Below are 24,709 nucleotides of genomic sequence, written 5' to 3' on the forward strand. Positions count from 1 at the left end.
CGATATATCCTAAACAACATCAAAAAAATGCGCATGACTCATCTAATTTATTCACTGGCATTGTTTATGTTCATTCGGTACAACAGAGGAGTTTATTATTCAGGATATTTTCTGCTTATGCGCATCAATCTGGATGTTTTGCTCATCCTCGACGCACTCGACAAACAGGGTTCATTTGCCGCAGCAGCCGAATCGCTGTTTAAAACCCCTGCGGCACTCAGCTATATGATTCAGAAGCTGGAAAGCGATTTGAATATTGAGCTGCTTGACCGCTCCGGGCACCGGGCGAAATTTACCGACACCGGGCTGATGCTGCTGGAAAAGGGACGTTTGCTGCTGAGTGCAGCCAAAGATCTCGAAAAGCAGGCAGTACAGCTGAGTTCAGGCTGGGAAAAAGAGCTGGCAATCGCGCTGGATGACTCTTTCCCTTTCGCCACGCTGCTGCCCATTATTGATGAATTTCACGCGCTGAATAAGCAAACCCGGCTGAGTTTTACCCACCATACGCTGGCAGGCTCCTGGGAGGAGCTGACCCATAATGGCGCAGACATCATTCTGGGGGCGATTAATGAACCGCCAACGTCAGCCGCCTGGTCCTACAAAATGCTCGGCACGCTGGATAATGTATTTGTCGTGGCACCCGAACATCCGCTGGCCGCCGCGCCAGATGGCCTGACAAACGAACAGCTGTGCCTGCATCGGGCCATTGTTATCAGCGACAGCGCCCGCTTTTGCCATCCGCTGCAAACCAATCTGATGGACGAGCAGGCGCAGATTCGCGTCGATGACTTCCACAGTAAGGTGATGTTATTGCGAGCCGGCATGGGCTGCGGATTTCTTCCCCGCCACATTGCCAGCCCGTGGCTTGCCACAGGCGAACTGGTGGAAAAAACGGTCATCTCATTTCGCCAAAAAGATGTGGCCTATATGGCATGGCGTAACAGCCGCGACGGGCTGGCGCAGCGCTGGTGGCGAGAAACGCTGCTGGCGAGCCCGGAGATTGCGCGCTTGTATCAATGACCCATCCACACCGTGGCGGAGATCGCCGGCAGCGTCAGGATATCGTCAGCGAGCAGGCCGTTACCCTCTTTGTGCTGCCATTGAACGACACGCAGTAGTGGCGAGGCTGGCAGGACTACTTCACAGGCCTGACCACGGTTAATCGCCACCAGCACGCGCTGGCGGTTGAGCACCCGCATAAACACGACCACGTTATCTTCGGCGTAAATCACCTGACAACCGCCATGGCGTAACGCCTGGCTTTGATGGCGTAATTTTGCCAGCCGCTGATACAGCTCAAGCAAATGAGTGTCCTGTTTTTCAGGTTGCCACGGGAACGGCTTACGACAGAACGGGTCGTTATTACCGTCCAGCCCCACCTCGTCACCGTAATAAATACAAGGCACGCCAGGCCAGGTAAACAGCCATACCACCGCCAGCGGTAAACGCGCCACGTCTTTGCCAAGCAAGGATTTAAAACGGGCGGTATCGTGGCTGTCGAGCTGATTGAACATCCGCAGTTGCTGCTGATGCGACAGACCCGCGCGGTAGTTATCCATCCACGCCATACAGGTTTGGGCATCAATAGATTGCGGGTCGTAGGAGATATCCGTATTGGCCAGAAATCCCCAGATGGGGAAAGTAAAACCGCGATAGTTCATGGCGGCATCTTCTGCATCCGCCTGCAACCACTGGCGCGCATCACCAAAATGTTCACCCACAACATACGCTTCAGGCTGAGTTTCTTTTGCCGCCTGCGTAATCCCCGCCACATGGTGCAGGTTGTTGCGCGCCCCGCCGCCTTCTCCCAGCATATGCACGACATCAAGACGCCAGCCGTCCATACTCCACGGCGCTTTCAGCCAGTGACGAACGATACTGTCTTCCCCACGATAAATCTCATTGACCAGGCTTTGCGAACAAAAATCCAGCTTGGGTAGGCTGGCATAGCCCAGCCAGTCAAGCGCCACACCGTCGGCAGAGAAATGATACCAGTCACGCCAGGGGGAATGCGGGTTGTAACACGCCCCATCCGTCCCACGGTTATGCCGATCAAACCAGGGGTGTGAATCGCCGCTGTGGTTAAAAACACCGTCCAGAATCAGACGCATGCCCTGCTGTTGCGTGTTGTGACGCAAGCGCAGCAGCGCGTTGTCGCCGCCAAACTGTGGATCAACATGACGGTAATCTTCGGTATCGTATTTATGCACGCTCGGCGCGGTAAATACCGGGTTCAGATACAGCGCCGTCACCCCTAACGTTTTCAGATACGGCAGCTTTTCGCTGATGCCGTCTAAATCGCCGCCATAAAATGTCGATCCTCCGGCCTGAGCGGTCAGCGGTTCATCCCACTCGCGACGCACGATGTCATGCCCGGCTGCGTGGTGGTAATAGACGTTTGGAGCCGGCTCACGCGACTGGCTGCGGGCAAAGCGATCCGGGAAAATTTGATAGAAAATCTGGTCAGCTACCCACTGCGGAGCGTTATCCGGCACATCAACAGCAAACTGCTCCAGACGCGCAGGCGGAAAACGGCTGAATCCCTGCGGTGTAAACCACAGCTGACGATCGGGCCACAATAATTTAAAGCTATAGCGCCGACGAGGTTGGCCGCTGGCAAGATCGATCGCCGCTCGCCACGCGGTTACGCCCGGCTGCGGCTGGCTGCGCAGCTTGTGCATGGAGAGCGAAATCTCTTCGTTATCGTTTTCTGCGCGTAGCGTCACCCGCTGAGGTGGATTTTCCCCGGCCAGCCACAGCGTAATTGTCAGTTGATCTTTGTTTTGCTTAACAAATGGGGCAACCGGAAGGTGCCAGGCGTTCAACATCACGTATCCCCTTTGATGAAAATGAAGCCACCTTGCCATAGCAAAGAGCAGGATCACTCATCATCTTAACGTTTATTAGGGGAGGAGTTCGGGGGAGGAGAAAATTGCCGGGCGACGCGACGCGTTACCCGGCAAAAAATTACTGTGCTTCAGCCAGTTGACGCTCGCGGCGGCGTTTAAATACCCACCCCACCAGCAGCAGGGCAATCCACGCGAAACCAACATACAGTGAAATGCGGGTATCCGGATGGTAGCCGATAAGCGCGATGATAAAGACGAGGAAAATCAGGCCAACAACGGTCGTTGTTACCCCACCAGGTACTTTAAATTTCAGCGCCTTGACCTCTTCCGGCGGCAGACGGCGGCGGAAGGCAATCTGCGACAGCAGGATCATAATCCACACCCACACCGTGGCGAAGGTCGCCAGTGAGGCGATCACCAGGAAGACGTTTTCCGGCATGATGTAGTTAAGATAAACCGCAAACAGCAGCGCGATAGTCATCACCATCACCGTGACCCATGGCACACCGCGACGCGACGTCTTGGCGAACATTTTTGGCGCGCTGCCCTGCTCCGCCATACCGTGCAGCATACGCCCCACGCCGAAGACGTCAGAGTTGATAGCCGACAGCGATGCGGTGAGAACCACAAAGTTGAGGATCCCGGCGGCAAAGGTAATGCCCATATGCTGGAACGTCAGGACGAACGGACTCCCGTCGGTGCCAACCTGGTTCCACGGGTAAATAGACATAATGACGAACAACGTCCCCACGTAAAATACCAGGATACGCATCGGTACGGAATTGATAGCACGCGGAATAGATTTTTCCGGGTCTTTCGCTTCACCTGCGGTAATACCGATAATCTCTATCCCGCCGTAAGCGAACATCACCATTTGTAGCGACATCACCATGCCGAGCCAGCCGTTACTAAAGAAGCCGCCGTTACTCCACAGGTTATGGATACCGGTAGGTTGACCGCCGTTGCCAATGCCCCAAATGATGATGCCGAACCCGGCGACAATCATGATGATAATAGTGGCGACTTTAAAGAACGAGAACCAGAACTCCAGCTCGCCAAACACCTTCACGCTCATCAGGTTGATGGCGCAAATAATCAGCACCACGCTGAGTACCCATATCCAGTGCGGTACCGCCGGGAACCAGACCCCCATGTAAATGCCGAAGGCAGTAACGTCGGCAATAGCGACAATCAGGATTTCAAAACAGTAGGTCCAGCCGGTAATGTAACCCGCCAACGGCCCGAGATTTTCCTGCGCGTAGCGCGAGAAAGAGCTGGCTGCAGGATTATGCACAGACATTTCGCCCAGCGCGCGCATGATGATATATGCCGCAGCGCCACCGATAATATAGGCCAGCAACACGCTCGGCCCCGCCATTTTGATCGCGTCGGCAGAGCCGTAAAACAGCCCGGTGCCAATTGCCGAACCTAATGCCATAAAGCGAATGTGCCGGGTGCTCAGCCCACGCTTTAGCTTGTTATTACTTTCCATCGATTCCTAACCTGTTAACACAATAAAAAAACCACGGGGCCATATTAATAGCCCCGTGGTTAAAACTTATTGTCAGTGATTAGTGCGCGCTGGAGGTCACTTGTCGACCCGCGGCGCGATCCCAGATAATTGCCAGGATCACCATCACGACTGTTGGCATCAACCACGCCAGCCCTTGTTCCGCCAGCGGTAAACGCTGGGTCCAGGCCGGTAACACGTCGCCAATTGCAGAAGCTTTAATGCCATCAAGGATACCAAAAATCAGGCTGATAAACATCGCAGGTGCAATGACGCGGGAAGAATTATGCCACCATGAGCGGGTAAAACTTAATACAACCAGTGCGATACATGGCGGATAGATAGCCGTCAGCACCGGAATAGAGATCTGAATCAGATGGCTCAGCCCCAGGTTAGATACCACCATTGAGAAGCCGCCGAGGATAAATACCAGCGTACGATAAGACAGTGGAACGTACTGGGCAAAGAACTCTGCGCACGCGCAGGTCAGGCCAACCGCAGTCACCAGACAGGCGATGAAAATCAGCGCCGCCAGCAGGAAGCTTCCTGCGCCGCCAAAGGTGTGCTGAACATACGCATGCAGAATCGCCGCGCCGTTAGCTGACTGATCGACCAGAATTGCGCTATCGGAGCCCAGACGGAACAACGCAAGGTACAGCAGCGTTAAGCCCACACCCGCCATCAAACCAGCCCAAACGGTGTAACGGGTCAGCAGACGCGACTCGGTAACGCCACGCGAGCGGGCGGCGTTAACAATAACAATACCAAATACCATCGCGCCCAGCGTATCCATGGTCAGATAACCATTTACGAAACCATTCGAAAATGCTGCGGTTTGATAGGCTTCCATCGCATTGCTGATCGGGCCTGCCGGCCAGACAATCGCGGCGACAGACAGTACCACCAGCGCAAGGATTTTCAGCGGAGCAAGGAAGTTGCCGACGGTATCCAGCAGTTTGCCTGGATACAGCGACACCAAAATAACAATCGCAAAATAGACCACGCTGTAGATGAACAGCGGCAGCGCAGAGTCACCGGTCAGCGGCGCAATCCCGACTTCGAAAGAGACCGTTGCGGTACGCGGCGTCGCGAACAATGGACCAACCGCCAGATAGCAGACGGTGGCCAGCAGCAATCCAGCAACCTTACCGATAGGCGTACTCAGGCTGTCCACACCGCCACCGACTTTCGCCAGCGCGACAACGGTAAGTACCGGAAGACCAACGGCGGTAATCAAAAAGCCAAAAGCCGCAGTCCAGACGTGTTCGCCTGCCTGCAAACCAACCATTGGGGGGAAGATGATGTTACCTGCACCAACGAACAGTGCAAATGTCATAAATCCCAAAGCGATAATATCGCGCGATTTTAACTGATGGGTCATAAAGTCTTACAGCCTGTGGATGTGGTGTTGAAAATAATAAATTTTTGCCTTTCCCTGGGGGACAATACAGCGGCATTTTTGCTCAATTCCAGCGGGAAACACTCCCGACCTGGCGCGGCGAAGAATAGTTTTTCGATTTACCGCGTAAATGCAGTCGGTATGACAGCATCTGGAGCGCAATTTAAACGCTTATAACGTTTTAAAGCAAGGTGGGATCCAAAAACCAGAACAATATAGCGATATGAAAAATGCAGTTAGCACAAAAAACCATTTCATGGAAAAAGGTATGGGTAATAGTTCGAACAAAAAACAATCAAACGTCGCAAAATTCAGGATGTAACTATTGACCACATAAAAAAACCAGCTCGCGCTGGCTTTTGGAAAGATTATCTTACGAATACGCTTTAATCGTTACTTTTGGCCATTAAACGTTCCGGAATGACGAAACTAAATCGCGTCCCTTTGCCTGGCGTACTTTCGATATTCAGGCGGCTATCGTGATGTTGCAGAGCATGTTTCACGATGGCCAGACCCAGTCCACTCCCGCCCGTTTGTCGGGATCGCGCTTTGTCCACGCGATAGAAGCGTTCGGTCAAACGAGGAATATGCTCCGCAGCAATACCAGGCCCATTGTCCTCGACGCTAAATTCCGCCCCGGAGGCAACATGCTGCCAGCGCACGGTGATGTGCGTACCCGCGGGGGTATGGTTCACCGCGTTATACACAAGATTCGAAATCGCGCTACGCAGTTGCTCCTCATTTCCCCGCACGCTCAGGTGGCTATCAATATCAAAAGTAAACGTATGATTATTCTGACTCAGCGTGTGCGCCTCGTGTTCAACCACGCGCAGCATCATCGGCACGTCCACCTTCTCATTAAGCAGTAGCGCTGGCGCGGCCTCTATTTTCGACAACGTCAGCAACTGCTTCACCAGCCCTTCCATGCGGTACGTTTGCTCACGCATGGTATGCAGCGCTTTTTCACGCGTCGTTCCTTCCAGCGGATGCTCCTGCATCATTTCCAGATAACCTTGTAGCACCGTCAGCGGCGTACGCAACTCATGGCTGGCGTTGGCGAAAAAGTTACGCCGCGAACCTTCCAGTTGGTGCATCTGGGTAACATCGCGCGTGACCATCAGCAATTGCTTATCGGTATAGGGCATCACGCGAATCTCCAGATGCCGTCCGGTATTGAGCACCAGATTGATTGGCCGACTAAAATCACGCGTTTTCAGATATTGCGTGAATTCCGGGTAGCGCAGCAGGTTAAGTATATTTTGCCCGCTATCGTCCGGCCAGCGCAGTCCCAGAACCTGCTGGGCCAGGCCGTTACACCAGAAAATGCCCCCCTCTTCAGTCGTCAACACCACCGCGTCGGGTAGCGATTCCGCCCCACTGCGAAAACGTTTAATCAGATTACCCAGTTCCCGACGGCGCTTTTTGTTGCGCAGTTGCATTTGATGCAGCCCATACAGCAACGGCTCCCAACTTCCGCGCCCCGGCGGCGGGGTCATGCTTCTGTCGACCCATAACCACCAGGACAAGCGTAATAAATTCCAGAAATGCCAGACAAGCAGGCCGGTTACCGACGCCAGCAAAAACCAGGGCAGGTAACCAAAAAAAGCGCTAAGGATAAACGCCGGTATGCAGCAGAGGATCAGCTCCAGTACCAGCCTTTTCCATGACAATCGTTCTAGCAAACGTCTTACTCCATTAACAGCCTAATCCGTCAGGCCTAAATTCATGTCAGTCAGAAGCGGGTCGAAAAACGATATCCCGTCCCACGAACCGTCTGCACCATACGATCGTGTCCACTGTGCTCCAGCGCTTTACGCAAGCGGCGGATATGCACATCCACTGTCCGGTCTTCCACGTACACATTGGTACCCCAGACATGATTGAGTAATTGCTCACGGCTATAGACGCGTTCAGGGTGGGTCATAAAGAAGTGCAACAGTTTGAATTCTGTCGGCCCCATATCCAATGGATCCTCGCCGGTCATCACGCGATGCGAGGTTGGGTCAAGGCTCAGCCCCTGCATCTCAATAACCTCTTCCACCGCCATGGGGGAAATACGACGCAGAACAGCTTTAATACGCGCCACCAGCTCCTTGGGAGAAAACGGCTTGGTAATATAATCATCCGCGCCCGTTTCCAGACCCCGTACGCGATCTTCCTCTTCTCCCCTCGCCGTCAGCATCATGACGGGAATATCCCGCGTCATCGCTTCGCGCTTGAGATGTTTAATAAACTGTAGGCCCGAGCCGCCGGGTAGCATCCAGTCAAGCAAGACGAGATCCGGCCAGGGTTCATTGAGTTGGTTCACAGCACTGTCATAGTCTTCGGCTTCTACGGGTTGAAAACCGTTTTGCTCGAGCACGAAGCAGACCATTTCACGAATTGGAGCTTCATCTTCTACGACCAGAATACGTCTCGCCATGATTTGCCCTGTTTATAATTAAATCGTTTGCCATCAATACGGTGCCATTATGCGTCAGTTTTATGACAGATTTATGAAAAGATAGTCCAGGTTTAACGCAGCCCCGCGAATTATGACAGCCCTTAAACAAGATATTACCGTCCTTGCAGGGTTATAATCCCCGCCACTGTTTTATCGTCATGGAACTCTTATGCGCATCCTTCACACGTCTGACTGGCATCTGGGCCAAAATTTCTACAGCAAGAGCCGCGCCGCTGAACATCAGGCCTTTCTCGACTGGCTGCTGGAAACGGCACAATCCCAGCAGGTGGATGCCATTATTGTGGCGGGCGATATTTTCGATACCGGCTCACCGCCAAGCTATGCCCGTGAGCTGTATAACCGTTTTGTCGTTAATCTGCAGCAAACCGGCTGTCATCTGGTGGTGTTGGCAGGTAACCACGACTCCGTCGCCACGCTCAACGAATCCCGCGATATTCTGGCGTTTCTCAACACCACAGTGATCGCCAGCGCTGGCCATGCGCCGCAGGTACTGTCGCAACGCGACGGCACGCCGGGCGCGATCCTGTGTCCGGTTCCTTTTTTACGCCCGCGTGACATCATTACCAGCCAGGCCGGGCTAACGGGACAAGAGAAACAGCAGCATTTGCTATCGGCTATCACCGACTATTACCAACAGCAATATCATGACGCCTGTATGCTGCGCGGCGACCAGAATCTACCCATCATTGCGACCGGGCATCTAACCACCGTTGGCGCCAGTAAAAGTGACGCTGTACGTGACATTTATATTGGTACGCTGGACGCCTTTCCGGCGCAAAACTTTCCACCCGCCGATTACATCGCGCTGGGACATATTCACCGGGCGCAGGTTATCGGCGGAACAGAGCATATTCGCTATTGCGGCTCGCCAATTGCGCTCAGTTTTGACGAGTGCGGCAAAAGCAAATGCGTCCATCTGGTGAGCTTCGAAAACGGCAAGCTGAGCGCTGTTGAACACCTCACCGTACCGGTCACCCAGCCGTTGGCGGTGCTGAAAGGTGATTTAGCCGCGATTACCGCCCAACTAGAGCAGTGGCGCGGTGTGCAGCAGGAACCGCCAGTCTGGTTAGATATCGAAATCACCACCGATGACTATCTGCACGACATGCAGCGTAAGATTCAGGCATTAACCGAAGATTTACCGGTAGAGGTGTTATTGGTGCGCCGTAGCCGGGAACAGCGCGAACGTATTATGGCGAATGAACGACGTGAAACGCTAAGCGAGCTAAGCGTGACGGACGTTTTTGCCCGTCGCCTGGCGCTGGAAGAACTCGAAGAATCGCAACGCGAGCGCCTGAATCAACTGTTTAGCACCACCTTACACACGCTTGCCGGGGAGACCGAAGCATGAAAATTCTCAGCCTGCGTTTGAAAAACCTCAATTCTCTGAAAGGAGAATGGAAAGTCGATTTCACGGCTGAGCCCTTTGCCAGCAATGGGCTGTTCGCCATCACGGGTCCAACGGGCGCGGGAAAAACCACCCTGCTGGACGCCATTTGTCTCGCGCTGTATCACGAAACGCCGCGGCTCAATACCGTGTCTCAGTCGCAAAACGATCTGATGACCCGCGACACCGCCGAGTGTCTGGCCGAGGTCGAGTTCGAAGTCCGGGGCGAAGCCTATCGCGCATTCTGGAGCCAGAACCGCGCGCGCAATCAGCCTGAAGGCAACCTACAGGCTCCGCGCGTAGAACTTGCCCGCTGCGCCGACGGTAAAATCCTCGCCGATAAAGTCAAAGACAAGCTGGAAATGACCGCCGAACTTACCGGGCTGGATTACGGTCGTTTCACCCGTTCGATGCTGCTGTCTCAGGGGCAATTTGCCGCATTTCTCAATGCCAAACCGAAAGAGCGTGCCGAACTGCTGGAAGAGCTGACGGGGACTGAGATCTACGGCCAAATTTCCGCCATGGTGTTTGAAAAGCATAAAGCAGCGCGTACAGAGCTGGAAAAACTGCAGGCGCAGGCCAACGGCGTGGCTCTGCTCGCTGCGGAGCAGGTGCAGTCCCTGACAGAGAGTTTGCAGGTACTTACTGACGAGGAAAAACAATATCTTGTAAGCCAGCAGACTCAGCAACAACATCTCAACTGGCTCATTCGGCAAAATGAGCTACAGGCAGAAATCAACCGTCACCAACAGGCGTTACAGGCCGCAAAACAGGCGCAAGAAGACGCGCAGCCACAGCTGGCGGCGCTGAGTCTGGCACAACCGGCCAGAGCGTTACGCCCTCACTGGGAGCGAATCGAGGAACAAACGGCTACGATAGCGCGTACGCGGCAGAATATTCAGGAAGTGAATGCTCGCTTACAAAGCAGCTTAGCGCTGCGCGGGCGCATCCGTCAGCAGGCGCACACGCAGTCGACCGCCTTGCTCGCCGGACAACAGACGTTAATCGACTGGCTGAACGAACACGATCGCTTCCGCTTGTGGGGCAGCGAACTGGCTGGGTGGAAGGCCCTGCTGGCGCAACACTCCGACGCCAGCGCCCAGCTACGCCAGTGGCAGCAATTACGGGAAAACGACACGCGTAAACTGGATGCGCTGGCGCTTCCCACGCTGACACTTTCGCCGCAGGAGGTCACGGCGGCGCTGGCGCAACATGTGCAGCTCCGTCCGTTACGCCAACGTCTGAGCAATCTGCATGGGCAAATCGCCCCGAAGCAAAAGCAGTTGGCGCAGTTACGCGCGACGCTGGTGCAACGTCAGCAAGAGCTAACGCAGCGCAACGCGGTGCTTGCCGAAAAACGTCAGCGCTATAAAGATAAAAATCAGCAGCTTGCCGATGTGAGGATCATTTGCGAGCAGGAAGCCCGCATCAAAGATTTGGAAAGCCAGCGGGCATTATTGCAATCCGGCATGCCTTGTCCGCTGTGCGGCTCCACCACGCATCCGGCGATTGAGCGCTATCAAACGCTCGAACTGAGTGTTAATCAGGCACGACGTGAAGCACTGGAAAAAGAGGTTAAAACCCTGGCTGATGAGGGCTCAACGTTACGCGGTCAGCTTGAGGCCATAACCCAGCAACTCCAGCGCGATGAGCGTGAAGCACAGACGCTTTCTCAAGAGGAGCAAGCGCTTACTCAAGAGTGGCAGACAGTCACTACCAGCCTTAACGTGACGCTGCAACCGCAGGATGATATCGCCCCGTGGCTTGCCGCCCAGGAAGAATACGAACAACAACTTCACCAGTTGAGCCTGCGTCATACCCTGCAGGCGCAAATCACGGCGCATACCGAGCAGATTACCCAGCTCCAGCAGCAAATTGACCAGCGCCAGGCGACGTTAACCGCCGGGCTGGCCCGCCATGGACTGTCCCTTCCTGCTGCAGATGACGCTAATTCGTGGCTGAGTGAGCGGGCGAGAGAAGCGCAAATGTGGCAGCAGCGCCAGAACGAACTCACCGAGTTACAGGCGCAAATAGCTCAGCTCACGCCGTTGCTGGAAACACTGCCTGAGAGCGATACGCTGTCTGCAAGTACTGAGAATCTGTCGCTGGAAAACTGGCGACAGGTGCATGACGATTGCCTGTCTTTACAAGGCCAGTGGCAAACCTTGCAACAGCAGGAGGCGCAGGACCTACAGCGCGCCGCAGAAATTCAGGCACAGTTTGATGCCGCACTGCAGGCCAGCATCTTTGCCGATCGTGACGCCTTTGTTGCCGCACTGCTGGATGAAGAAACCTTTAGCCGTCTGGAGCAGTTAACGCAATCGCTGGAAAAGCAGCAGCAGCAGGCACAAACGCTGCTTAATCAGGCTCAGCAGGCGCTGGCGAGCCATCACCAGCAGTTGCCAACCGGGGCGGATCTCACGCTCTCGGCACAACAGCTTCGCGACGCGCTGGCGCAGCTCACCCAGCAGCTACGGGAAAATACCACGCGTCAGGGCGAAATTCGCCAGCAGCTGAAACAGGATACTGAACATCGCCAGCAGCAGCAGGCGCTGATGCAGGAGATTGAAAACGTCACGCAGCAGGTTGAAGACTGGGGCTATCTGAATGCGCTGATCGGCTCGAAAGAGGGAGATAAATTCCGCAAGTTTGCCCAGGGACTGACACTGGATAACCTGGTGTGGCTTGCCAACAACCAACTCACTCGTTTGCATGGTCGCTATCTGTTACAGCGTAAGGCCAGCGAAGCGCTGGAGCTGGAAGTGGTTGATACCTGGCAGGCCGATGCCGTGCGCGACACCCGTACGCTTTCCGGTGGCGAGAGCTTCCTCGTGAGTCTGGCGCTGGCGCTGGCGTTATCCGATTTGGTCAGCCACAAAACGCGAATTGACTCCCTGTTCCTCGATGAAGGTTTCGGCACGCTGGACAGCGAAACGCTGGATACCGCGCTGGACGCGCTGGATGCGCTGAACGCCACCGGCAAAACCATTGGAGTGATCAGCCACGTTGAAGCGATGAAAGAACGCATTCCGGTGCAGATCAAGGTTAAAAAAATCAACGGGCTGGGCTACAGCAAACTCGACAAGCTGTTTGCGGTGGGATCAGCATAAATCTCCAGGCCGGAGCCATCCGGCACAATATGTAGCACAATATTGCATACTCAAAGACGGATATGAAATGGCATTCCACTTCGCTTATCCGCAAGCTATCTCTGTTGGCGGCGAACGTTCGCCGCTATGACGCACATCCGGCGTCTTTCTTGTTGGCAGGTGGTATGAAAAAAGTCGTTTTCTCTTTAGCGCTGGGGACATTTGGGCTGGGCATGGCCGAATTCGGCATCATGGGGGTACTCACCGAGCTGGCGCGGGACGTGGGCATTTCTATCCCGGCCGCTGGTCATATGATTTCGTTTTACGCCTTTGGCGTAGTGCTGGGCGCGCCGATTATTGCGCTCTTTTCCAGCCGCTTTTCGCTTAAGCATATTCTGCTGTTTCTGGTCACGCTGTGCGTGATTGGCAACGCCATCTTCACCCTTTCCTCCTCGTATTTTATGCTGGCGGTGGGCAGGCTGGTTTCCGGCTTCCCGCACGGCGCATTTTTTGGCGTTGGGGCGATTATTCTGTCGAAGCTGGCGCGCCCAGGAAAAGTCACCGCCGCCGTCGCGGGCATGGTTTCAGGGATGACCGTTGCCAATCTGATTGGCATTCCCGTCGGTACCTGGCTGAGCCAGGAATTTAGCTGGCGCTATACGTTCCTGCTGATTGCCGTCTTTAATATCGCCGTTATTGTCTCGATAGCTTTTTGGGTGCCCAACATCAGCGATGAAGCGAAAGGGAATCTGCGCGAGCAATTTCATTTTTTGAAAAGCCCCGCCCCGTGGCTGATCTTTTCCGCCACCATGTTTGGCAACGCCGGGGTTTTCGCCTGGTTCAGCTACGTCAAGCCGTACATGATGTACATCTCCGGCTTTTCCGAAGCGCTGATGACCTTCATCATGATGCTGGTGGGATTGGGGATGGTATTAGGGAATCTGTTGAGCGGTCGGCTGTCTGGCCGCTATACGCCGCTGCGCATTGCGGTAATAACCGACTTCATCATTGTGCTGGTTCTGCTGCTGCTTTTTGTTTTTGGCGGTATCAAAGCCGCATCGCTGACCTTCGCCTTTATTTGCTGCGCGGGCCTGTTCGCCCTGTCGGCGCCGCTGCAAATTTTGCTGCTGCAAAATGCCAAAGGAGGTGAACTACTGGGCGCGGCAGGCGGACAAATTGCCTTTAACCTCGGTAGCGCAATTGGCGCCTGGTGCGGCGGTATGATGCTGACGCTGGGCTTTGCCTACAACTATGTGACGCTGCCGGCTGCGTTGCTGTCGTTCTCCGCCATGTCATCGCTGCTGATTTACGGCTACCTGAAGCGCGGCGTGCAACAAGTTGCAGCCGCGACGTAAAACAGATTACGCCTGCGGCCACAGCCAGGCCGCACCGCGTACGCCGCTGGAGTCACCATGCAGCGCCTTGCGTAGGGGCGTTTCGCACTCGCCGCCAAAGACAAATTGCTTCATCAACGTGGGAACGTTTTGATATAGCCTGTCGACATTACTCATTCCCCCACCCAGTACAATGACGTCCGGATCGAGAATATTCACCACATGCGCCAGTGATTTTGCCAGACGCAGCTCATAGCGGCTCAATGCCTGCTCCGCCACAGCATCCCGCACGTTAACCAGATCGATAATGTCGCTGCCCTTGAGCGACTTACCGCTCAGACGCTGGTAGTCGGTGGCAAAACCGGTCCCGGAAATAAAGGTTTCAATGCAGCCTTGCTTGCCGCAATAGCAGGGTACTTCCTGGCGATAACGCAGCTCATCTTCGTCCATCCACGGCAGCGGATTATGCCCCCACTCGCCCGCGGTACCGTTGCCACCCGTGTGCGCCCGACCATTCAACGCCATACCCGCGCCGCATCCGGTGCCAATAATTACCGCAAACACGGTTTGCGCCCCTGCCGCCGCGCCATCCACCGCTTCAGAAACCGCCAGGCAATTGGCATCATTCGCCAGGCGCACTTCACGGTTCAAACGCATACTTAAGTCTTTATCAAAGGGTTGCCCGTTAAGCCAGGTTGAGTTGGCATTCTTGACTACCCCAGTGTAAGGCGAAATTGAACCAGGGATCCCCATCCCCACGGTTCCCGTTTGCCCGGTAGCCTGCTCCGCCATCTCCACCAGCGCGGCAATGGTTTCTATCGTTTGCTGATAATCCTCACGCGGTGTGGGCAGGCGATGGCGAAAAAGCTGCTCGCCTGCATCGCCAAGCGCAATAACTTCCGTTTTTGTACCGCCCAAATCGATACCTATACGCACTGTTTGCTCCTCTTCCCGATTAACAATGCAAGCATAGCGACAATTCGCTATCATGCCCGCTGGATTTAACGACAAGGCCGTGGAAATTATCATGCTGTGGTTCAAAAATTTAATGGTTTACCGTCTTAGCCGCGATGTTTCTTTGCGTGCCGAAGAGATGGAAAAACAGCTGGCATCAATGACGTTCACCCCTTGCGGTAGCCAGGATATGGCAAAAATGGGCTGGGTTCCGCCGATGGGATCGCACAGCGATGCATTAACGCATACCGCCAATGGCCAAATTATTATCTGCGCCCGCAAAGAAGAAAAAATTCTGCCGTCGCCGGTTATCAAACAGGCGCTGGAAGCCAAAATATTCAAACTGGAAGCTGAGCAAGGTCGCAAGCTTAAGAAGACCGAAAAAGACTCGCTGAAAGATGAAGTTCTGCACTCATTGCTGCCGCGCGCCTTTAGCCGCTTCAGCCAAACGATGATGTGGATCGACACCGTTAACGATCTGATCATGGTTGATTGTGCGAGCGCGAAGAAAGCGGAAGATACGCTGGCGCTGCTGCGTAAGAGCCTCGGCTCGCTTCCGGTCGTTCCGCTGACGATGGAAAACCCTATTGAGCTGACGCTAACCGAATGGGTTCGCTCCGGTACAACGGCGCAGGGCTTCCAGTTGCTGGATGAAGCAGAACTGAAAGCGATCCTTGAAGACGGCGGCGTGATCCGCGCGAAAAAACAGGATCTGGTCTGCGACGAAATCGCCGTACATATCGAAGCGGGCAAACTGGTCACCAAGCTGGCGCTGGACTGGCAGCAGCGCATTCAGTTCGTTATGTGTGACGACGGCTCGATTAAGCGTCTGAAGTTTAGCGACGAGTTGCGCGATCAGAACGAAGATATTGACCGCGAGGACTACGCTCAGCGTTTTGATGCCGATTTCATCCTGATGACGGGCGAACTGGCGGCGCTGATTAAAAGTCTGGTAGAAGGATTAGGCGGCGAAGCGCAACGTTAAGCCGTATTTACCGAATGGCGGCTCAATGTCGCCATTCGTCATTTTTACGCTTACAGGTAGCGGCAAAGATAGGATGTTGGCTCTGCCACCTGCAGATGAAACTCGCTGCTGCCTGGTACGTTAAACACGTCCCCTGCGGCATAGACTTTCCACTCAGTTTCCCCCGGCAGCAGCACGTTCAGTGCGCCGCTGACGACCGTCATCTCTTCAGGCGCCGCAGTACCAAAGGTGTATTCGCCTTCAGCCATCACGCCAACACTGGCACGGCCAGTACTGCTGCTGGTAAAACCGATGGATTTTACTTTGCCGGAAAAGTATTCATTACTTTGAAGCATACAACTGGCCCTATCTTGTGATTAAGTTAATAACCAATATAGGGGGCTGGCGTTCCACCTGTCACGCAAAATTACGCAAGCAATTCCGAAGCCAGCCGGGCGATCAGCACATTGGACAGCAGAACCGGAACATCCAGCGATTTTTGCAGTAAATCGCGATGACGTTGATTAAAACCCAGACAATCCAGCATGATCACATCCGCGCCTTGCTCAAGCAATTCTTTACCGGCATCAATCAGTTGTTGTTCGGAACCGTGAATCGGATTCGCCACGGCATACACTGGCGGCGTTTGCAACACCTGCCATTTTTGTGTCTGGGCTTTAAGCAATTCCGTGACGGGGACAAGAACCCCGACCTGATGCCCTTCCACAATCGAGGCGACCAGTGGAGGAATTATACGTAAAGGTTCCAGTAACATACTCTTGCGGGCGGTCAGGCGGGCAATTGAGGCCGTACTCATCAGCAGGATCACGTCAAAGCCCTGATTATCGAGTACTTCTACGATACCTTGGAGTGATCGTTCCACTTTCTGGCGCGAAACATGGGCAAGCTGATGGTCGCTGAGCAGCGTTAAAAGCGGCTCGTCACCGGGAGAGACGCCGTACTCGGCCATCACATCCTCTCGCCGCATCTGCCCCAGCAGACTGTGGTGAGTGATGTGCTGCTCATCAATATATTCCGTCAGGAGCGGTAACACCTCACGCATCGGCACCACGCCAATCGTGAGGATAGCCAACGACGTACCCATTTTTTGCTCCACCGTCTTCTTACTTTGCTGTGAATTCCCGAATAATTGCCGGGCGCTGACCTGTGCTACAAACGCTCAAAAGCGTAGCAGCAGATCGGCGGTCTATTTTGTAAAGATTCCAAATCATTCCAGTACTGTATTGTTATTGTTTAATTTTCAATTTTTACTGTATACGGCGATATTTAAAAAAATGTGATGTACGCCCGTCCTGGCACTTTTCAGACTCGTGCCAGGACGGTGCTTAATATCAGTCTTTATCGGGATCTTCGTAGCGTTTTTTAGCATCCATGGCTTCCTGAGCGGAAGGATGCTCACTGATCAGCGAATTCGGTTCCGGGTGATCGGCGCGAAGTTGATACCAGGTTACCGTCTGGCCTGGCGTCCCCTTTTCAACGGTAACAATGGTTGCTTGACGCGGATAAGGTGGTTTTGTCGGCATAGCTCTTCCTTTTGTCTGAATGAGCTTTAAGTATAGACACCACCCTGTAAGCGTGGCGCTGCCTGCGACAGTATCCCAAGAATGTCGTCCACCACCTGCGAAGGCGGATTGGTCGCATCAACAATATAATGCGCCGCTGCACGGTACAGAACATCACGCTGGGCAAGCACTTCCTCTACTTCTTCAGTCAGCGGCTTGCCGGTTAAGGTTGGGCGCAATCCCTCTTCAGGCGTAGCCTCCAGACGATCAACCAGTACCGATACCGGCGCGCTTAAATAGATAACCACACCGTGGCTACGCATATAATGACGATTAAATTCGGTCAGAATGATGCCGCCACCGGTCGCAACAACCGTTGTCAGAGCCGTGACGGCCTGCAGAGCGGTCGTTTCCTGGGCACGAAACCCTTCCCATCCTTCTCTTTCGACGATTTCCGCTACGGTCATCTGCACGTGCGACTGCAACCAGCGATCGGTATCAACGAACTGGTAATCGACAGCCTTCGCCAGCGCCATACCGATTGTCGTTTTACCACACCCCCGGGGGCCCACAAGAAAAAGAGGTTGCGTCATCACAGAATTTCCCCAGAGAACCGCCGACGAGCGGGATCTGATGCAATTAAAGATATAATCATATCATCAAACTAGTACACCACCAAATCGTAAAGAAAAAATTACACAAACAGTGATGGTGTCAATTAAACCCTACTATAACAAGAATTCACACGGATGAAAGTGTAAAAAATAAATTACAGATACTATTTTCTGCGCTGAACTTCCAGCCACCACTTATCCAGCTCAGCCGCAAAATGCTGTCGGTCACGGGGAGAAAGGCTATCCGGTCCCCCGGTCTGGATGCCGCTGGCGCGTAGCGTATCCATAAAATCACGCATCATCAGACGTTCGCGGATCGTCGCTTCGGTATAACGTTCGCCGCGTGGATTAAGCGCAGCCGCCCCTTTTTCAATGGCTTCAGCAGCCAGCGGAATATCCGCCGTGATCACTAAATCACCGGCGCTACATTGTCGTACAATCTCGTTATCAGCAACGTCAAACCCGGCGGGAACGCGTAATGTACGGATAAAACGCGAAGACGGGACGCGCAAATTCTGGTTCGCCACCAGAATAAGCGGCATCTGCATGCGCTCAGAGGCGCGGTATAAAATTTCTTTAATCACGTTCGGACACGCGTCGGCATCCACCCATATTGTCATAATCTCTCCCCACTCGTGTGTAATCGCGCATTGTCTCGTGCTTTTACTTGCAGGCAAAGTGCTGTTTCTCCTTCTGCACATATTCATTCCGCGCTAAGCTTAGCTTTCCCAGGTAAAACAATGAATATCACGCATAGGGAGTGACAAGATGGACAAAAAAATTGGTTTTATCGGCTGCGGTAATATGGGCAAAGCAATTCTTGGCGGCATGATCGCCAGCGGCCAGGTTCTCCCGGGACAAATCTGGGTCTATACCCCTTCCCCCGATAAAGTCGCTGCGTTGCACGACCAGTATGGCATTAATGCAGCGCAGTCTGCGCAAGAAGTCGCGCAAATCGCCGACATTGTTTTTGGGGCCGTAAAACCAGGCATCATGATTAAGGTACTGAGTGAAATCACCTCCAGCCTGAACAAAGACTCTCTGGTTGTCTCTATTGCCGCTGGTGTTACCCTCGATCAGCTCGCCCGTGCGCTGGGTCATGATCGCAAAATCATTCGCGCAATGCCTAATACCCCGTCACTGGTTAATGCCGGAATGACCTCCGTCACGCCGAACGCCTTAGTAACGCCGGAAGATACGGCCGACGTACTGAATATCTTCCGCTGCTTTGGCGAAGCCGAAGTGATTGCAGAATCGATGATTCACCCGGTTGTCGGCGTCAGCGGCTCTGCGCCGGCCTATGTCTTTATGTTTATCGAAGCGATGGCGGACGCCGCCGTGCAAGGCGGTATGCCCCGTGCGCAGGCATATAAATTCGCAGCGCAAGCGGTAATGGGCTCGGCAAAAATGGTGTTGGAAACGGGTAAACATCCTGGGGAACTGAAGGATATGGTGTGCTCGCCAGGCGGCACCACTATCGAAGCGGTACGCGTCCTGGAAGAACGCGGTTTTCGTTCATCAGTGATTGAAGCGATGGTTAAATGCATGGAACAGTCAGAAAAACTCAGCCGATCCTGAGTTAATATCACCGGACGTCAGGCCGCCGCTTCGGTGCGGTTACGTCCGGAATTCTTTGCTTTATAAAGCGCCATATCCGCCGATTTTAACCATTCCCGATAATGCTCAGTTTCAGAAGTCAGCGGCGCTACGCCAACGCTAATACGTAAGGCGACCTGCGGAGCGCAGGATAAACGCAACTGACTAAGTCGTTCATGCACGCGCGACATGGCCGCAATTGCGCTGGTTGCGGGCGTACCGCACATAATCACCGCAAATTCATCACCACCAAAACGGCCAATCACATCGCTACCGCGTAAAGTCATCTGCAACTGGCGGGTCAGCGCGACAATAGCCTGATCCCCGACGTCATGACCCCAGGTATCATTGATGCTCTTGAAATGGTCGATATCAATAATAAGCAACGTGGCATCACGCTGATAGCGGCGGCAATTATCAAATTCATTACGTAGCAATAACTCCCAATGACGTCGGTTATAAACGCCGGTCATCCCATCTCGCGTACTCATCACCTGTAAGCGGCGTTTATGTTCCGCCAGCTTGATGATCGTCTGATAGCTGACCCAGGCAAACAGCAGCGGGTACATCACCAGTACCGGCAGTGATAACATCACGCTCAGTTGACTGCTGCTAACAGCGACGGGAATATCGGTTAACTGTAACGTCACCAGGCATGACACCGCCATCAACACGACGCCCGCGAGGAATACTCGCATTCCCCCTGCGCCCATCAGGTTGATGCAAGTAATCATGAGCAGCGCCGTGGACGGCAACAGGTTTGCCCCCATAATGCCCAGCCACATACCGGCGAGGATGGCATCGGCTTTTAAATTGGTAAATTCACTATGCAGAGGATCGTCTGCTTTACTTGTCAACTGCCAGGCCAGATGTGGCCAGACAAATGCCCATCCCACCAGTAACAGCCACCAGCCTCCAGTAATAGGCTGGGAAACTAATACCGACGCGATAGGGAAAAACATCCCCCCCAATCCCACCGCTCGCGGCAGCCTGATCCGTCGGGCAAATCGCAGACCGGAACGTTGGTGGTCGTTTTGATGAAGTAATATAAACGCTTCATCCGCGACGACCTTCTTTTGGAAAAAGTTTTCATCATTCATCGTATTTGGGAACATTCTGAAACAAATTTCCCAAATTATAGGTAGGGGTCTGCTGGCGGGAGTATGAAATTTCGGGTGAGCGTTTTTACCTGCTCACCCGTAAGTGCTACGCAGCTTTTTTCAGGCAAGCGCTCATAAACTTGTTACGATCGTCGCCTTTCAGTGACTGCTCCGTCGCCTTGACGTTGCATTCACGCATCTTCTGCTGCTGGGGGGTTAAACTCTTTTCCTCAGGCGCAGATTTGCTGTTTTTCAGGCAATCACTCATATACGTCTTGCGCGCATCCCCTTTTAAAGCCTGCGCCGTTGCCTGCTGATTGCAGGTGGTCATACGCTGTTGTTGCGGGGTTAACGTCTTCTCGGCAGCACCGACGGTAGTTAAAAAAACCAGTCCAAAGAGCAGCGTCATTAATAATGTAATTTTCATAGCACCATCCTTTTCTGAACGACGACACACAGGTAAGTTTGGCTGCTAACGATAAAAATACCACCCGGCGGCAAAACTATTGTCACCGGGGGTAGAGTTACTTCAGCCCTAACGCCGCTTTCATGGTGTAAAACAGATCAGTTTGATCGGTCAGACCGACCACATTCGCCGCATGTGGGCCATAAGCGGCGATGCGCAACTGGCTACCGGTGTGCTCCTGAGATTCCTCTTCAGAATTGCCGTAGCTGATGACCATCACCGCGCCATCTTTGGTGTTCAGTGCCTGAGTCAGACCAGGCGCTTTAGTATCAGGCGCGACAATCTGGCTGGCATGCGCGTGGTCAGCGGTTACCACCACCAGGGTGTTGCCGTCTTGCTTCGCAAAGGCAAGCGCGCGCTGTACCGCTTCGTCCAGATCAACCGTTTCACCAATCTGTCCGCACGGGTTGGCGGCGTGATCCTGTTTATCGATGGATGCCCCTTCAACTTGCAGGAAGAAACCTTTCTCATTTTTGCTTAACAGTTCAATCGCTTTATCCGTCATCTGCGCCAGCGTCGGTACGGTGTCATCACGCTTTGGATTTGGCGTACAGGTCACCGCTGGTTTATCCAGATTCCCATGATAGGACGCTTTCGGACCTTCCCAGCGTACCGGCATGTTGCCGTCGGAGAACAAGCCCAGCAACGGCTTATCCTGGTTAGCTTCGGTAATCGCAGCCAGCGTCGCGGCATCACTTACCATCTGATAACCGCGCGCCAGGGCTTGTTCACGCAACGTTTTACCCTGCCACTCCCCTGCCGCAGCGGTTTCGGCAAACGTTTTTGCCCCACCGCCCAACGTGACGTCAGCCCGGGCATTCAGCAATTGTTCTGTAATTGACCCTTTGCCGCCTTTTTCCAGGGCATTGGTTGGGCATTTTTCACGGGTCACGTCAGGGCCATAGCACTTACGTGAAGTCACATGAGCAACCAGTGCCGCTGGGGTTGCATCCTGCAATTCAGCGGTAGAAACGTTGCCCGTCGCCAGACCTGCCGCTTTTGCCATTTCCAAAATTGTTGCGTGATCTTTTTCATGTATATCAACGCCCAGCGCGCCATTGTAAGTTTTAACCCCGGTGGTCCACGCCGTCGCTGAGGCCGCTGAGTCCGTCACATAATCCGGCTTGCCCGTTTTCTTATCTAACGCATAGTGCGTGTATTGTCCGGTCAACGGTAAAGCATCAATACCTTTAAAAAAACCGCCCGCGCCTTCGGCATAATTTCGCGCTGCCGTTATTTCAGAATCGCCCATCCCATCGCCAATAAGTAAAATGATATTTTTGGCAGGTTTATCGTTCAGAGATTCGCGTAAAGCCGCCGTTTGATCGGCTGACAATCGGCGGGCGCCGCCTGGCGTGGTGATATCACCCTGAGCGGCACGATTATCCATAACCGCTACGGTAGATGTTTCTGCATTAATAATCGGGGTAAACAGCAAAGGTAACAGGGCAATAGCGAGTGCGCTTTGTTTCACTTTATTTTCTCCATGTATAAATACGGTAAAATTAAAACAAAGCGACTATAAGTATTTGATGTGACACTTTTATGATAATTTGTGGGGACGTCCCACAGATTAATCAAAACGTTTTGACACGCTTTCGCCAGCGTTATGCAGGGTCGTCATAAACGCTGGCACGGGGTTGACACCTGCCAGAGCCCCTTCAATTTGACGCAGCAATATTTGCCGATCGCTCCACGCCATATTGCGCAGCATTTCGGTGATTACCTGCTCTAACATTTCAACCTGCGCGGCCAGGTTTTGTGACTCTTCTTCTTTTTGGGCGAGCTTAAGCAACAACTCAGTGACGAGATTTTTCATTTGCGTATTCCCTTAACAAAATATAAGCCACGTTAACATTAAGGCTCATAACTGCCTAGGTGATAAAAGTTTTATTTTTAGAAGAAATTAAACTATTTGCGAAAACAATCACATCACAAAATAAGGGAGAGACGAGACGTACAGCAGAATCATTCAATATCAAAAGGTAAGATTATGAATAATCACATAGAGATATAATGCAGAATTATCGATAAACAACGCCGACTGGCAGCGTTGTTTATCAGGAAGTCAGCGCGCGTGACGCCGACGTCGCAACGCGATGGTCAACTGCCAGATGTTAATCAGTACAATACTCGCCGTAGCAATAAACACCCAGCGGAATCCCGCCATGGCTGATACTGTTGCTCCCATCAATGGCCCGGCGACATTGCCCAGGTACATAAATGACTGGTTATAACCAAAGATACGCCCGGTTATCTGGTCGCTGGAGTATTTCACCAGCAGCGTCTGTACCGCTGGCAACATCGCGCCGTCGGCAAAGCCGAGCAGAAAACGTAATACCCCCAACTGCAATGGCGTGGTGACCCACGACATGGCAAAAAACAGCACGACAGCGAACATCAACGTCGCCATTAAAATCCGCTCAGTGCCAATACGGTCGCCTAATTTGCCAAGCCGGGGCGCGGAAATCAGGGCCGAGATGCCAGGTACTGAGGCGATTAGCCCGCTGAGAAAGGCAATATTAGAACTGTCTGGCACCATTGATTTGATAAACAGCGCCAGAATTGGCCCGATAGAGCCGTTACACAGCTGAATCACCATCGTCGTAAAAAACAGGCTGATCACCAGCGCCGGATAAGGCAGCGAGGCAAAGACGGCCTTCCCGCTCAGGCGTTCGCTTTTTTTGGTCGTCGGGCGCACACCCTCTTTGATCAAAAACAGCGTGACAAGGAAACTGACCACCAACAAAGCAGCAGTAATACAGAACACCGCCCGTAAGCCAATATGGTCGGCAATAAAACCGCCCATTAACGGACCGCCAATAACGCCGCTGATTTGCGCTGTAGAAAGCGTGCTCAATGCCCATCCGCTGCGTTCACGCGGAACCTGTGATGCTACCAGCGCCATTGCGTTCGGAATATAGCCTGAGGTTAACCCCATCACCCCGCGCAGCAGAAAAAGCTGCCAGACGTTGGTGGCAAATGCCTGCAGTAAAATCGCAATCGCCATCCCCAGCGAAGCTCGTAACAACATCAGCTTGCGCCCTTTACGATCGGCTAAACTGCCCCACATTGGTGAAACAATGGCTGAAATAAGGAAGGTGACGCTGAACGTTAATCCGGACCACATAGAGAGCGCTTCGTGCGAGGTGACGCCCAATTGGGAGATATAGAGCGGTAAAAAAGGCAGGATTTGGCTAATCGCCAGTCCGGTAAAAAAGCATCCGAACCAGACGGAAATAAGGTTTACTCTCCAGGATTCCATAAGGACTCATAACGATAAGTAGCTGAAAACTGCGAGCAGCTTAACAAATTACTTAGCCAAATAAGGATCCACAGGTGCGATATATCACAGTTTAGAATTTTATCTTCCCGCTCATCATATTTGTGATACGCCTCACATCAAACCCACAATACAAGCAGGGAATTATGCTTGATGCGGGATCAACGCGTTTGCGCG

General features: G+C 53.2%; 22 protein-coding genes. 6 read left to right on the forward strand and 16 right to left on the reverse strand.

From position 1 onward, the window contains the following. Positions 1 to 117: 117 nt before the first annotated feature. Entirely contained in the window at positions 118 to 1,020 is a 903-nt protein-coding gene (locus tag ICA20_RS18515) for a LysR family transcriptional regulator (protein ID WP_038638161.1), read from the forward strand. Here the strand turns inward: ICA20_RS18515 and malZ are convergent. From malZ to phoB, 5 genes are all read right to left on the reverse strand, one after another. Next, on the reverse strand, positions 1,014 to 2,828 hold the full coding sequence (gene malZ / locus ICA20_RS18520) for a maltodextrin glucosidase (protein WP_038638158.1): 1,815 nt from the start codon (positions 2,826 to 2,828) through the stop codon (positions 1,014 to 1,016). The genes ICA20_RS18515 and malZ overlap by 7 nt on opposite strands. A gap of 139 nt (positions 2,829 to 2,967) precedes the next feature. Next, positions 2,968 to 4,341 carry a proline-specific permease ProY gene (gene proY, locus ICA20_RS18525; protein ID WP_038638156.1) on the reverse strand — a complete coding sequence of 458 codons (1,374 nt, stop codon included), beginning with the start codon at positions 4,339 to 4,341 and terminating at the stop codon, positions 2,968 to 2,970. Between the two features lie 79 nt (positions 4,342 to 4,420). Then, positions 4,421 to 5,740 (reverse strand): branched-chain amino acid transporter carrier protein BrnQ, encoded by a 1,320-nt coding sequence (brnQ, locus tag ICA20_RS18530; protein WP_038638153.1) that lies wholly within the window; start codon positions 5,738 to 5,740, stop codon positions 4,421 to 4,423. 404 nt (positions 5,741 to 6,144) lie between these two features. Next, positions 6,145 to 7,440 (reverse strand): phosphate regulon sensor histidine kinase PhoR, encoded by a 1,296-nt coding sequence (gene phoR / locus ICA20_RS18535; protein WP_038638149.1) that lies wholly within the window; start codon positions 7,438 to 7,440, stop codon positions 6,145 to 6,147. Between the two features lie 50 nt (positions 7,441 to 7,490). Next, positions 7,491 to 8,180, reverse strand: a complete 690-nt coding sequence (gene phoB / locus ICA20_RS18540) for a phosphate response regulator transcription factor PhoB (RefSeq protein WP_003021496.1) — start codon at positions 8,178 to 8,180, stop codon at positions 7,491 to 7,493. 190 nt (positions 8,181 to 8,370) lie between these two features. Between phoB and sbcD the strand changes: the two genes are divergently transcribed. The 3 genes from sbcD to araJ all read left to right on the forward strand — a co-directional run bounded on the left by sbcD (position 8,371) and on the right by araJ (position 14,053). Continuing rightward, complete coding sequence (gene sbcD / locus ICA20_RS18545; RefSeq protein WP_038638145.1) at positions 8,371 to 9,573, forward strand: exonuclease subunit SbcD; 1,203 nt, start codon at positions 8,371 to 8,373, stop codon at positions 9,571 to 9,573. After that, entirely contained in the window at positions 9,570 to 12,719 is a 3,150-nt protein-coding gene (sbcC, locus tag ICA20_RS18550) for an exonuclease subunit SbcC (protein WP_038638144.1), read from the forward strand. The genes sbcD and sbcC overlap by 4 nt, the downstream gene beginning before the upstream one ends. A 164-nt stretch (positions 12,720 to 12,883) precedes the next feature. Then, entirely contained in the window at positions 12,884 to 14,053 is a 1,170-nt protein-coding gene (araJ, locus tag ICA20_RS18555; protein ID WP_038643051.1) for an MFS transporter AraJ, read from the forward strand. Positions 14,054 to 14,059: 6 nt separating this feature from the next. On the opposite strand, the gene mak is transcribed toward araJ, so the two are convergent. After that, positions 14,060 to 14,968: a fructokinase gene (gene mak, locus ICA20_RS18560; RefSeq protein WP_038638141.1), complete on the reverse strand. Its 909-nt coding sequence runs from the start codon at positions 14,966 to 14,968 to the stop codon at positions 14,060 to 14,062. 91 nt (positions 14,969 to 15,059) lie between these two features. On the opposite strand from mak, the gene rdgC reads away from it, so the two are divergent. After that, a complete protein-coding gene (rdgC, locus tag ICA20_RS18565; protein ID WP_003021479.1) occupies positions 15,060 to 15,971 on the forward strand; it encodes a recombination-associated protein RdgC in 912 nt (303 codons plus the stop codon). Positions 15,972 to 16,021: 50 nt separating this feature from the next. Here rdgC and ppnP read toward each other — a convergent pair whose 3' ends face one another. From ppnP to ICA20_RS18590, 5 genes are all read right to left on the reverse strand, one after another. Beyond that, positions 16,022 to 16,306: a pyrimidine/purine nucleoside phosphorylase gene (gene ppnP, locus ICA20_RS18570; protein WP_038638136.1), complete on the reverse strand. Its 285-nt coding sequence runs from the start codon at positions 16,304 to 16,306 to the stop codon at positions 16,022 to 16,024. A gap of 71 nt (positions 16,307 to 16,377) precedes the next feature. Beyond that, complete coding sequence (locus ICA20_RS18575; RefSeq protein WP_038638130.1) at positions 16,378 to 17,055, reverse strand: AroM family protein; 678 nt, start codon at positions 17,053 to 17,055, stop codon at positions 16,378 to 16,380. 247 nt (positions 17,056 to 17,302) lie between these two features. Further along, positions 17,303 to 17,494: a protein YaiA gene (gene yaiA / locus ICA20_RS18580; protein WP_038638127.1), complete on the reverse strand. Its 192-nt coding sequence runs from the start codon at positions 17,492 to 17,494 to the stop codon at positions 17,303 to 17,305. Between the two features lie 26 nt (positions 17,495 to 17,520). Next, positions 17,521 to 18,066, reverse strand: coding sequence for a shikimate kinase AroL (aroL, locus tag ICA20_RS18585; RefSeq protein ID WP_038638123.1), 546 nt, complete (start codon positions 18,064 to 18,066; stop codon positions 17,521 to 17,523). A gap of 185 nt (positions 18,067 to 18,251) precedes the next feature. After that, positions 18,252 to 18,707: a YaiI/YqxD family protein gene (locus tag ICA20_RS18590; RefSeq protein ID WP_038638120.1), complete on the reverse strand. Its 456-nt coding sequence runs from the start codon at positions 18,705 to 18,707 to the stop codon at positions 18,252 to 18,254. A 148-nt stretch (positions 18,708 to 18,855) separates the two neighbouring features. On the opposite strand from ICA20_RS18590, the gene proC reads away from it, so the two are divergent. Beyond that, a complete protein-coding gene (gene proC, locus ICA20_RS18595) occupies positions 18,856 to 19,665 on the forward strand; it encodes a pyrroline-5-carboxylate reductase (protein ID WP_038638118.1) in 810 nt (269 codons plus the stop codon). Positions 19,666 to 19,682: 17 nt separating this feature from the next. Here proC and adrA read toward each other — a convergent pair whose 3' ends face one another. The 5 genes from adrA to ICA20_RS18620 all read right to left on the reverse strand — a co-directional run bounded on the left by adrA (position 19,683) and on the right by ICA20_RS18620 (position 24,514). Beyond that, positions 19,683 to 20,798 (reverse strand): diguanylate cyclase AdrA, encoded by a 1,116-nt coding sequence (adrA, locus tag ICA20_RS18600; protein ID WP_149282232.1) that lies wholly within the window; start codon positions 20,796 to 20,798, stop codon positions 19,683 to 19,685. A gap of 91 nt (positions 20,799 to 20,889) precedes the next feature. Then, entirely contained in the window at positions 20,890 to 21,210 is a 321-nt protein-coding gene (gene psiF / locus ICA20_RS18605; RefSeq protein WP_038638114.1) for a phosphate starvation-inducible protein PsiF, read from the reverse strand. Positions 21,211 to 21,307: 97 nt separating this feature from the next. Continuing rightward, positions 21,308 to 22,723, reverse strand: coding sequence for an alkaline phosphatase (gene phoA, locus ICA20_RS18610; RefSeq protein WP_038638110.1), 1,416 nt, complete (start codon positions 22,721 to 22,723; stop codon positions 21,308 to 21,310). Positions 22,724 to 22,822: 99 nt separating this feature from the next. Continuing rightward, positions 22,823 to 23,068: a sigma-S stabilization anti-adapter protein IraP gene (locus ICA20_RS18615; protein ID WP_038638107.1), complete on the reverse strand. Its 246-nt coding sequence runs from the start codon at positions 23,066 to 23,068 to the stop codon at positions 22,823 to 22,825. 249 nt (positions 23,069 to 23,317) lie between these two features. Further along, complete coding sequence (locus ICA20_RS18620; protein WP_038638105.1) at positions 23,318 to 24,514, reverse strand: multidrug efflux MFS transporter; 1,197 nt, start codon at positions 24,512 to 24,514, stop codon at positions 23,318 to 23,320. Between the last annotated feature and the right edge of the window lie 195 nt (positions 24,515 to 24,709).

The organism is Citrobacter sp. C5_2 (assembly GCF_014596845.2).
Taxonomy (GTDB): Bacteria; Pseudomonadota; Gammaproteobacteria; order Enterobacterales; family Enterobacteriaceae; genus Citrobacter; species Citrobacter werkmanii.

Coding starts and splice junctions, on each gene's coding strand:
- adrA (WP_149282232.1), bottom strand. CDS start 20,798: ATGTTCCCAAATACGATGAATGATGAAAACTTTTTCCAAAAGAAGGTC.
- sbcC (WP_038638144.1), top strand. CDS start 9,570: ATGAAAATTCTCAGCCTGCGTTTGAAAAACCTCAATTCTCTGAAAGGA.
- yaiA (WP_038638127.1), bottom strand. CDS start 17,494: ATGCCGACAAAACCACCTTATCCGCGTCAAGCAACCATTGTTACCGTT.
- sbcD (WP_038638145.1), top strand. CDS start 8,371: ATGCGCATCCTTCACACGTCTGACTGGCATCTGGGCCAAAATTTCTAC.
- psiF (WP_038638114.1), bottom strand. CDS start 21,210: ATGAAAATTACATTATTAATGACGCTGCTCTTTGGACTGGTTTTTTTA.
- ppnP (WP_038638136.1), bottom strand. CDS start 16,306: ATGCTTCAAAGTAATGAATACTTTTCCGGCAAAGTAAAATCCATCGGT.
- proC (WP_038638118.1), top strand. CDS start 18,856: ATGGACAAAAAAATTGGTTTTATCGGCTGCGGTAATATGGGCAAAGCA.
- rdgC (WP_003021479.1), top strand. CDS start 15,060: ATGCTGTGGTTCAAAAATTTAATGGTTTACCGTCTTAGCCGCGATGTT.
- brnQ (WP_038638153.1), bottom strand. CDS start 5,740: ATGACCCATCAGTTAAAATCGCGCGATATTATCGCTTTGGGATTTATG.
- ICA20_RS18615 (WP_038638107.1), bottom strand. CDS start 23,068: ATGAAAAATCTCGTCACTGAGTTGTTGCTTAAGCTCGCCCAAAAAGAA.
- malZ (WP_038638158.1), bottom strand. CDS start 2,828: ATGTTGAACGCCTGGCACCTTCCGGTTGCCCCATTTGTTAAGCAAAAC.
- ICA20_RS18620 (WP_038638105.1), bottom strand. CDS start 24,514: ATGGAATCCTGGAGAGTAAACCTTATTTCCGTCTGGTTCGGATGCTTT.
- ICA20_RS18515 (WP_038638161.1), top strand. CDS start 118: ATGCGCATCAATCTGGATGTTTTGCTCATCCTCGACGCACTCGACAAA.
- araJ (WP_038643051.1), top strand. CDS start 12,884: ATGAAAAAAGTCGTTTTCTCTTTAGCGCTGGGGACATTTGGGCTGGGC.
- proY (WP_038638156.1), bottom strand. CDS start 4,341: ATGGAAAGTAATAACAAGCTAAAGCGTGGGCTGAGCACCCGGCACATT.
- ICA20_RS18575 (WP_038638130.1), bottom strand. CDS start 17,055: ATGGGTACGTCGTTGGCTATCCTCACGATTGGCGTGGTGCCGATGCGT.
- phoB (WP_003021496.1), bottom strand. CDS start 8,180: ATGGCGAGACGTATTCTGGTCGTAGAAGATGAAGCTCCAATTCGTGAA.
- ICA20_RS18590 (WP_038638120.1), bottom strand. CDS start 18,707: ATGACAATATGGGTGGATGCCGACGCGTGTCCGAACGTGATTAAAGAA.
- aroL (WP_038638123.1), bottom strand. CDS start 18,066: ATGACGCAACCTCTTTTTCTTGTGGGCCCCCGGGGGTGTGGTAAAACG.